Annotated in this window: 9 protein-coding genes; all 9 read right to left on the bottom strand. The window is 43.5% G+C overall.

Annotated features, from left to right (window positions below):
- Nucleotides 1-141: 141 nt before the first annotated feature.
- The 9 genes from A1019T_RS01415 to nqrM all read right to left on the bottom strand — a co-directional run bounded on the left by A1019T_RS01415 (nt 142) and on the right by nqrM (nt 10,335).
- Nucleotides 142-579: a nitroreductase family protein gene (locus A1019T_RS01415; RefSeq protein ID WP_244156487.1), complete on the bottom strand. Its 438-nt coding sequence runs from the start codon at nt 577-579 to the stop codon at nt 142-144.
- A gap of 283 nt (nt 580-862) precedes the next feature.
- Nucleotides 863-3,514 (bottom strand): ABC transporter permease, encoded by a 2,652-nt coding sequence (locus tag A1019T_RS01410; protein ID WP_077450091.1) that lies wholly within the window; start codon nt 3,512-3,514, stop codon nt 863-865.
- Nucleotides 3,515-3,808: 294 nt separating this feature from the next.
- Nucleotides 3,809-4,624, bottom strand: a complete 816-nt coding sequence (locus A1019T_RS01405) for an SDR family NAD(P)-dependent oxidoreductase (RefSeq protein ID WP_077450090.1) — start codon at nt 4,622-4,624, stop codon at nt 3,809-3,811.
- A gap of 82 nt (nt 4,625-4,706) precedes the next feature.
- The gene (locus A1019T_RS01400; RefSeq protein WP_077450089.1) at nt 4,707-5,393 is read right to left on the bottom strand and encodes an ABC transporter ATP-binding protein; all 687 of its coding nucleotides are present in this window, start codon (nt 5,391-5,393) and stop codon (nt 4,707-4,709) included.
- Nucleotides 5,394-5,471: 78 nt separating this feature from the next.
- A complete protein-coding gene (locus A1019T_RS01395; protein WP_077450088.1) occupies nt 5,472-6,152 on the bottom strand; it encodes an HdeD family acid-resistance protein in 681 nt (226 codons plus the stop codon).
- A gap of 95 nt (nt 6,153-6,247) precedes the next feature.
- Entirely contained in the window at nt 6,248-7,048 is an 801-nt protein-coding gene (locus A1019T_RS01390; protein ID WP_077450087.1) for an arylesterase, read from the bottom strand.
- Nucleotides 7,049-7,211: 163 nt separating this feature from the next.
- Entirely contained in the window at nt 7,212-8,519 is a 1,308-nt protein-coding gene (locus A1019T_RS01385) for a valine--pyruvate transaminase (protein WP_077450086.1), read from the bottom strand.
- Between the two features lie 98 nt (nt 8,520-8,617).
- Nucleotides 8,618-9,892, bottom strand: a complete 1,275-nt coding sequence (locus A1019T_RS01380; protein ID WP_095532547.1) for an MFS transporter — start codon at nt 9,890-9,892, stop codon at nt 8,618-8,620.
- A gap of 194 nt (nt 9,893-10,086) precedes the next feature.
- Complete coding sequence (nqrM, locus tag A1019T_RS01375; protein ID WP_077450094.1) at nt 10,087-10,335, bottom strand: (Na+)-NQR maturation NqrM; 249 nt, start codon at nt 10,333-10,335, stop codon at nt 10,087-10,089.
- Between the last annotated feature and the right edge of the window lie 168 nt (nt 10,336-10,503).

Below are 10,503 nucleotides of genomic sequence, written 5' to 3'. Positions count from 1 at the left end.
AAAGACGAAAGCTTAAGAAACATGGTCGACCCCAGCAAAGTTTGTTTGCTATTGGTTTGGATGTTTTGATTGATGGTTTGCGTGAGTATTTCTTTGCTGGCAATCGACGTGTGTTTGAGGTTCTAATAAGCTATTTGTCTCCTAGTCCACGACCTTTGAGACTTTGAGCATTTTTGTCGTGTACAGAGAGCGATGAATATCTAAAAACATTTTACGCCCTTGGTGCATTTGCGTTTTGTACTCTTCCTTGGCAAAACGACCGTCTTTATCTTCTTGCTCAAGGATCGTCTCTAAATACGCATCATCGGCATACACACGTGTCGCAAACAGCACCACATGTGAGCAATCAAGAAGTTTATTCTTATTCATTTCAAATATATCTTGCGTACCCTTAGTCATGCGCTGTTTACCGGCGTCATCATCAGCAATAATATAATGCCAAGGTTGAATATTTACGCTAGAGGCTTGCAGATGCAGAATGTCTTTTAATTGTTCAAAATCTTCGGTAGATATTTTTTTATTAGGGTCAAAGTCTTTAGTGCTGTAACGCCAGTTCATTGCTTCAGAAATAGTTTTCATAGATAGAATGTCCGTTTGTAAGTTTTAATTTATTTGTCTGTTTATTTGTCTATTTATTTAGCTAGGGCTTGGTTTTTTTATTGTCTTAATCAATCTTGATAAAAAATAATATTGATATATTTCAATATTTTAGAAAAATTATAGAGCATAAGTCAGACTATAATGTTGATAAACCTAATTGATTAAGTAGTGTTTCAGTATATTAGTGTGATGAAATTTTTAAGCAAGATGGTCTGCTAACTCCCTTCTTTTCATAACAGCTGTCTTGTAGCTTGTACGCCAACTAAACCATGCCCCGAACCCTAGCCATAATCCCACGTCCAATAACCAACCTGACATAACTCACCGCAATCAGTAATAATACCGCCACCAACATCAAAGCACCGATTCCAAAGCTGTCCCAAGGAATGCTAAAGCGTAAGTTAAACCAGTGCACAATGACCAAATAAGCAGCTCCACTGGCCAATACCACAGCGAACACGCCTGCGCTAATCCCCAATAAGCCAATTTCTAGCATGTTAATCTTATATAAATCACTGGTTTGCATGCCCAATAAACGGAACGAGGCACTGTCACGTAAGCGATCTTGTGACGTTGATAATAGGGACGTGATTAGTACCATAATTCCGGTAATAATAGCGAGTAGGGTAAACACCTGCACCAGTCGGCTCATCTGACTCACAAAGCCCTGCACTTGCTTGGCAATAGCGCCACCGTCAATAGTAGTAATGGCAGGGAATTGACGGGCAAGGTCAGTTTGTAATTGTGGAATGCTATCGGTAGCGACTTTGGTGGTCGCAAACTGAATTTGCGGTGCGTCTTTCAATATCTTTGGCTCAAATAAGAAATAAAAGAAAGGACTAGGGCCACTCTCATAACGCTCGCGAATACTGGTAATCTGACCGACGATTTCAATACCTTGAATATTAAAGCGCACTTGGTCGCCGATACCCACATTAAGTAGCTCAGCAGCGGTATCTAATATCGATAACGGTACGACTGATTCTGAAGGTTCATTCGATTTTGAGTCATCGATTGGACTGTATAATTGATCCTTAGTGACTGATTCTTTAACAAACTCGGTATCCATTACCTTGTCTGCATAGCTTAAATTAAATACCCGCGTCGGATCATCTTGAGTACCGCCAACAGGTTCAATCTCGCTAGCAGGGACGCCATTGGCCTCAGTAACACGGGCACGTACCACTGGGAAATAAGTAATAGGCTGTTTGACCACAGCCTCTAGCCCCTTATGCTGATCGCTTTGAATGTCTAATAAAAATAAATTAGGTGCATCTTTAGGATAAGCCTGCACAAACTGCGTGTTGAGGCTGTGATTGAGCAAAGTAATCATAGTCAATACCGCCACCGATAAGGCTAGGGTAACAAAAAATAGCCCTGATTGATTGCCTTTGCGAGACAGGTTATGCACGGCGGTACGGGCCATCCAACCGGTCTTTTTACCAAACAGTCCCTTGCTGGCAAGTTTGGCCAGTAGCCATAACCAACCTCGACCGATCAGCCAAAAGCCAGCAGCCAATAACAGCATAGCGCCCAGCACTTTTAGCCCAGTTAATAAGGAGCTAAATTCGTAAGCCATCAAACCAAAGCTTGCCAGCAACACCAAGCCGTACCAATAAAGCGGCGGATGTTGACGGTGATTGTCTGTGGCCTGCTTTAATACCGCAGAAGGCTTGGTATGGGTCACCGCATAGAGACTATGCTGTACTACCAACAAGGTAATGACCAAAGCCACCACACTGATCTTAAGGAAGCTTAACCACTGAATAGACAGGTCAATATGTGGTGGTAAAATGGCAGTGAGGTACTGAGCCCCCACCTTTAACATACCCAGACTGAGTACGCCGGAAGCCAAACAAGCCAATACTGCCATGGCAATAAATAGCTGGTAATAACTGCGCTTGATAGAACTTACTGACTCACCTAGCGCACGGCGTATGGCATTGGGGTTTTGTTGTAAGCTAACAAAGGCTTTGACCACACTCAACAGCGCCACTGCCGATAAAAACAGCACTGCTATTACCAATAACTTAAGGAACATCAGCACATTATCAGACACTTGAGTCACTGAAGTGTCTGTCTCATCAGCGTCTGTGAGTTCAATCTCTGGCTGCGAGGCAGTGATTTTCTGTAGTTCAGCTCGCTGCTTGGCCATTAGCTCAGGGCTACCGGCCAGCTCAATACGATAATCAACCCGGCTGCGCTGTCCCATCAAGTTGGTAGCCGCCAAGTCAGTATCAGACATCAGCACTCGAGCGCCGAAGCCAAAAGCAGTCAAAGGGCGGTCCGGCTCAGTGATCAGTTCATCGGCAATGGTAAAGACCACATCACCGATTTTGACCTTATCACCAATTTTTAGATTCAGCCCGGTCAATACTTGAGCTTCTACCACCACTTGCTTGGGCTTCAGCTTTTGCCACAGCGGCTGCCCCGACGCCAGCTCAACCTCACCATATAAAGGATATTGGTTTGAAACTGCTTTGATTCGGGCCAGTAGGGTAGCGTCGTTTGACTTGGGCTGTTCATTGATTGCTTTATCAGACCCTCCATCTGTTGCCACGCTGGATACCATCGCATTAAACTGATAGTCGTAAACCACACCTTCTGGCTGTGTCTGTCTCGCCTTCGATGTGTCTGACTCTAAAGGTTCCAATATCTGTAATAGCTCAGGTGTCCATGCTTCTTTGCTGCTCAATATTAAGTCACCACCCACCAACGCGCGCTGATTATCAGAGACATAATCGCGTACCGACTGTTGAATAGAGTCGAGTGTTAAGTAAGTCGATAACGACAACACCATTGCCAATAAAAACAGTAGCGGATAGATCCAGTGGCGCCACCAACTTCGCTGTAGGGATTTACTACCAAGGTTTGAATATGAGGTCGGACGAGTAGGAGAGATATTTGTGGTCATAGTGGTGCAACGACTTGTCTTTTATTGATAAGGTCTAGAGATATCAGGGGGCGTCTAGAAAGGAGGATAATGATGGTATACCGTTTCACGGTTTATGTCAGTGGCTTTATTTTAGTTAATAAATAGTTAAGGTTAATTAACTGTGTCCATTTGTTGAGTTAAATTCCAAAGTTTTGTTTGAGAGCAAAGGACATACAACAAGTTTTTTAATTTTCATTCATCTAAGAGGTTTAAAAGCCAGTAAATAAAAAGATAGAGCGATGTGTTATTTTATAAAGGCACTATCAAAATCGGCTACCAGTCTATTGGCTTGCCTGCCCAATCAACAAAGTAGCCCGTATCCTCTACCGTTAATTGGCTTAATACTGTCAGTAAATTATCGGCACATTGTTGAGGCTGAAAAAGCTTTTCGTCAGGCACATTGGTCTGGAAAGGTTTGGATAAAGGGGTATCTACTGTACCCGGCTGCATTACAGCCACGCAGACATTTTTTAACGACCTTTGCCATTCGATAGAAAGTGTTTTCATCCCCATATTTAACGCTGCTTTACTCATGCGGTAGCTGTACCATCCCCCTAGCTTATTGTCACTAATGCTACCGACTCGTGCTGAAATAGTGACATAAATAGCAGGGTCTGTTTCGCTCGGGACGCCTGCTTTTAACCTTGCTTGTAATAACGGCTTTATGTGTTTCGCAATCAATAAGCTGGGTAGGGCGTTGACTTTCATATTGTCGATAAAGAAGTCTGGATCAAGTTGCCTGACTGCTTTTTCGGGTTGATGGCTTCCATTGTGTAGCAGTCCAACTGCATTGATGACCCAGTCGATATGATCAACGTGTTCGCTAATTTGCTCGATGGCTTGTTCTATACTCGGCTCAGAAGTCACATCCATCGCCAACCAGACAACTTTATATCTAGTATCAGTATTTTTAGTATCGGTAGATTTAGTATTAGGGTCTTTGATGTCAGGGTAGTTGGTGATGGGTTGACGACGATGATAAGTGGCAAATATTTGCTCAACCTTATGATCCTCAAGCATTCGTTCTAGCAACGCTTTACCTATACCACTGGTGCCACCGATGAGTAAGACTTTTTTATTAGGTTTCATGGGGCTCCATTGGTAGGGTTGCTAAGCCTCTTCATAAGATTGTATTCTTGCTTTTATAACTGCAAGGTTAAGAACGGCCTGCTTAGTTCGTGATCGTACCATCATGAATGGTAATAACCTGATCGGCATGTTCCGTTAACGCAGGGTCATGAGTAACCACCACCAAGGCCGTGCCAGACTGCTGCTGTAGCTCAAGCAATAAGTTCATGACTTGCTGTGCATTTTGCTCATCCAAATTACCAGTGGGTTCATCAGCGAAGATAATCTTCGGACGAGCCACTAATGCTCGAGCCAAGGCAGTGCGCTGTTGCTCACCACCAGAAAGTTGATGTGGTAGGCTATAACGGCGATGGGTCAATCCAACAGCAACCAGTAACTCTTCAACTCTATCTGGATCAGGCTGGCGAGCAATGTCTAAGGGAAAAGCGATGTTCTCAGCCACAGTCAACGTCGGCAACAGATGAAACGACTGAAACACAAAGCCCATATCCTGCTGCCGCTTTTGAGCCAACTCATCTTCAGACAGTTTGGTTAAGTTCTGACCATCAAGCCATACTTCACCACTATCGGGATAATCAAGCCCTGCGAGCAGCCCAAGTAAGGTCGACTTACCTGAGCCTGACTTACCCATAATCACTGCAAATTCACCTGCCCCAATAGACACATCGACATCCTTGATAATGTCAGTTTTGGTATCACCAATCATTACGCTTTTGCTAAGATTTTTGGCACGTAATAAAGGCAATGAGTCGGATGGGGTAGAGGTCATTAGTAAGGTCTCGTCTGGTTTATAAAGGGTTGGTTAACTGGATTTTGTAGCAGGGACACGGTCAATTATGACGGTAACCTAAGATTTAGGATCGTGGTCATAAGTTTTACCTTGGCGATAAGGGGCTTTATTAACCTCATCCATTTCACGCTGTAACTCTCTGAATCTAATTTTTAGTTCCTCTGGCATTTTTTGGAGTAGCTCATTAAGTTTTTTCAATTTGAATGACAGATATAGGCTGAATATACCGGTAGTAATAAAGGCCAAGCCGGTCCAAATAATGATGGTCATACCCGCAAAGGTAGGTTTCCATACCATAAGCACACCGAAGATTAAGCCAATGACCCCTAAGGCCATTAACCTAGCCCAGTCACTAATCCCATAATCTTTTAAGTCTAAAGAGAAGCTAATGGCACTAATGGCTCGGAATATAATTAGGAAGCCCACATAGAAGCTTAACGTTAGCATTGAGACTTCTGGATTGGCCAGTAATAAGCCACCGACTACCGTAGTTAAAGTACCAAAGGCAAGCATCCAGCCCCAGTTATCCATCTCATTTTTATTGGCCAATGAGAAGCTAATTTCTGAGATACCGGCAAATAAAAACGATAAGCTAAATAAGATAGAGAGGGCCACATAAGAGGTAGCAGGAGCTGCGAAGGTATAAATACCCACAGCAATGAATATCGAGCCCACAATGGCTGGGATGTACCAATGTTTAATGGTTTCGGTAAAGGTTTTAAATATACTTTTTCTCATAATTATTCTCTTATATTTATTATCGAAAGGCTTATTTATAACCTAGATTATTGTAGTGACTTTTATTAAAAGTTATTTAAGGTTATTCAAAATGGTTATTTACTATCTGCCTTTGCTTCGGTTTCAGTAACCTCTTCAATAACAGGGGTTAATACCGGCAAAATATTGTTATTAACTATCTTGGTATAGCCTTCAGCGGTCGGATGGATAACATCGGATTGATTGAGCTCGGCCACCCCGCCTACGCCTTCCAAAAAGAAAGGAATAAAGGCAATATCATACTCTTCAGCCAACTTCGGGTAGATAGCAGAGAAGGCTTTCACATAATCGTCGCCTAAATTATCATAAATCTGCATGCCGCCCAGTACCACCATACTGCCTTCGCTTTGAAGACGCTCTATCGCTGTGCGTAAGTTACTCTCTACTGTAGCCACTTCAATGCCACGCATGGCGTCGTTGGCGCCCGTGGTCAAAATAGTGATGTCAGGCTTGGTCTTTAATACCCAGTCTAGGCGGTTAACAAGTCCAGTACTGGTCTCGCCACTTAATCCTGAATTGATGACTTTGGCATTAACATAGCCAGCTTGCTGTAACGCGGCCTGTAATTGAGCGGGATAAGCCTCATTTTCGGGTACGCCCAAGCCTTCGGTGAGGGAGTCGCCGAGCGCTAGAATAGTAATAGGTTGTTCAGTGCGCTGTACTGTAGAGCCTGCGACTGAATCATTTTGGGCAGACGTAGTCGGCTGAGCTGGGGTATCTGAGGCCGCTACTGGGTCAGTTTGTTGGTCAGTGCTGTCGACTTTGTTTGAATTAGGCTGGCATCCCATAAGCACTAGGCTTGTGAGCAAGCTTAGTGCCAAGGGTTTCAGTATAGACTTTGAGAGAGGAGGGGACATAGAACAACCTTGCTGTATAAATTGATTTAACTTATCCCTCTATAGTAGCAAGCTTATCGGTTGTTTACTGTCCCAGATTGGTTAAACAAGTGTTATTAATAACAAGCATTATGAGTAAGTATTAAGGGCTATTCGGCTTAAATGGCCTAAGCCTGCGCCTCATTTAAGCTTGATTGTCGTAAAGCTCACGCACCACTTCACCGATAACTTTAATGCCGGCCTCTAAGGTTTCATCACTGGCGGCAATACTCATGCGGATACATTGATGGGCATGAGGATAGTCCGTCGTGTCTAGACCGGGATAGAAGTGCTCACTGGGCACAATTAACGTCGCCTTCTGTTTTAAGCGGTCATATAGCTCGGTGGTGCTAATCGGTAAGTCTTTGAACCATACCCATAGGAAGATTGCCCCTTCTGGCTTATGAACCAAGACCGGATAATTCCCCATTTCTTCTTTGATATGAGCAATGGCTTTTTTGGCTTTTTTGGCATAAAAAGGCTGAATGGTATCGTCACACAGCTCTTTTAAGCGGTCGTCTTCCAGTAGAGGGGTGGCAATGGCAGCACCAAAACGAGTGGGGGCAAGGTTGACTACCGCATTCATGGCACTCACTGTTTTCACCACCTCTGGTGCGGCGATAATGATACCCGTACGGGCACCTGGCAAGCCTATTTTTGATAGGCTAAAGCACAGCACCGTATTTTGGTCCCAGTTTAAATTAACATCGGGATAAATAATGTTTGGGAACGGCTCGCCATAAGCGTTATCGATAATTAACGGAACGTCATACTGTTTGGCAATAGCAGATAAGTGTGCCATTTCTTCGTCAGTTAAAACGTTGCCAGTAGGGTTGGTAGGGCGTGAACAGCAGATGGCGCCAATCTCACCATTTTTTAGGGCCGGCAAGTTTTCTAAAGCCTCAAAGTCTACTTTATATTTAAAGAAACCTGATTGGCCTTCGTGTTCAACCTCTTCAATTTCAGGTTTAATAGCAATAAAATGTTTGCCATCAATGTGCACATCGCTATAACCAATATACTCGGGTGCTAACGGCAGCAAAATTGATTTGGTGCTAATCTCGCCACTTTCGTCTTCAAACTGTCCCCCGAATAGATTAAACAGGTAGAAAAAAGCGTTTTGCGAACCATTGGTTAACACGATATTTTCTGTGCTTAAATTCCAGTCGTAATGACGGTTAAAAAAAGCCACCAACGCATCGATAAACTTGGCATCGCCTTGAGGGTTTGAGTAGTTGCCCACCGATTCAATGGCGCCGCCCTCAATCCCCCCTTGTTCTAATGATTTATAAACTTCAAAATAAGCCTCATTCACTTTATCAATGCGAGCTGGGTTGCCACCGCCTAACATATTAACTGGCGTTGGGCTTTTTAAGGCATCGCCCAAGTCGTCCATCAGCTGTGAGATGGCACTGGTTTTGGTGAATTGTTGACCATATTTTGAAAATTTCATAGAAATACCCTTTTGGTAATTTTTAACAAAAATCAGAAAAGTTAAATCAAAAAAGTAGCTTTAATAAAGAGCTTTTAAAGATAGATTAAGAGTAGTTCCTAAGCAGGCTTACCGTCAATCATTATAGGGCGACTGGCGAGCCAGGCAATAATTACGTTAATGATGGTCAATATCAATATAAATAATAACGGCCCGTCCCAGTTCCCTGATAGCTCATAAAGCCAGCCTGCCCCAAAAGGCCCGGCAAAAGCAACCAAATAAGCGATGGTTTGCGCCATGCCAGACAGCTTGCTGGCTTGGTTTGGGGTATAGGTGCGTAAGGAGAACAGCATGATACATAAGGTGAAAATCGCCGCACAGCCTAGCCCCATAATGGCGGTCCACATCATAGGCATAATCGATGGTAGGTAAGACACTCCGAGAAGCCCAATAACATTTAATACGGTTGCGCCGATGGCCACGGTTTGTAGTCTGACTCCTCTTTTATTAATCAGCCAGGTCATACCAATAATGGCAATAGGAGCCATAAATTGGAACACTGACGCCATACTACCGGCGGCCACTTCTGATAGTCCTTTACTGATCCAGATCGAAGGCAAAAAAGCAGCAATGGTATAAAACAGCAACGATTGCAGCCCCATAAATATTGCCAACCACCAAGCCAAAGGAGACTTCCAGATTGAAGTGGCTTCTTGAGTCACTTGATCCTTGGTTAAAGTCATTACCGGCATTTTATGTGAAGAGCCCAGCTTTAGTCTTAAGATAATCCACGCCACAAGGGCGGCGATGCTTAGTGATGCCCAGCCCCCAAGCGCCCACTGCCAACCCACACGTTCTGATAAAGGATAAACCAGACCCGAGACCAACCCTGCCATGACCGACATGGTTAAACTAAACATACTCGTAACTAGGGCGATATTGGTTGGGGTATGCTGCTTAATAACAGGGGCTACCAAGGTGTTGGCGAAGCCAATGGCCAACGATAATAAAATAGTGCCGATGAAGAACCCATTCCAGCTCACCCATGTGGAGCGCATAATAATACCAGCGGTCAATACTACAACTACCGCAATAAGGGTGTTTTCCAGTCCAAATCTCTTACCGATGGCCGGAGAAACCAACGCTCCTAACGCAAACATCAGCATGGGAATAGCCCCTAGCCAACCAATGTGAGCAGCTGTAAGACCTAGTGAGTCTTGGACTACGGGTGCAATTGAGCCTAGGGCGACGATAGGGGAGCGCATGTTACTTGCCATCAATAAAATGGCAATGACCACTAGCCAAAATACCGAACGTGGTGTTTTGTTTATGGCAGTTGGTGTCTGAGAATCGGCAGAGGAAATAGAGTTAGACATATTAAAGCGCTTAACAATATTAAATAGGGAGAAGTAAATTAAAATAAAAAACCACCGCCTAAGCGATGGTTTTACTATAACAGAAATGTATTACAGAGCCTAAGTTAACAAGCGGAATTTAATGCAACCGCTTTTTTAGTGCCAACAATTGGGGCTTTTTAGAACACATAGCTGGTTAAACTAAGTAACTGGCTAGAAGATAGCATAATAGCTTATAAAGCGGACTTACCTAAATCAGCGGCTTTTTTACTATCAAAGGCTTTTTCATCGTTAATTTGTTCACACAAGTTGGGATCATTGCCACAGAACTGGCAGGTTTCATCGCCCATCATGTTGGCAACACGACCACATGACCCGCGTAAAGGCTCTTTTTTTACCATATAGCCGATGCCCATCATTAAGAAAAATAGGACAAAGACACCGAAGGTAATAATCAGCATAGGAAGTAATTGAGCGAGCATAATAACCTCACTTAGGTTTTGAAGCTTGTGTTTAAAACTGACGGTATTTAACCAATATTTATCTAACCACAAGCTGAATTTGTAATCGAGCTTTAGGTATCTATTGTAACATACCTGCGGTTAATAGGCGGATTTGCGAGGTATTAATGCTGTAAAAAAGGGCAACCG

The sequence above is a fragment of the Psychrobacter piechaudii genome (assembly GCF_900162825.1).
In the GTDB taxonomy this organism is placed as follows: Bacteria; Pseudomonadota; Gammaproteobacteria; order Pseudomonadales; family Moraxellaceae; genus Psychrobacter; species Psychrobacter piechaudii.
Note: the sequence above shows the minus strand (reverse complement) of the source record. Positions and strands in the feature narration are given on the sequence as shown.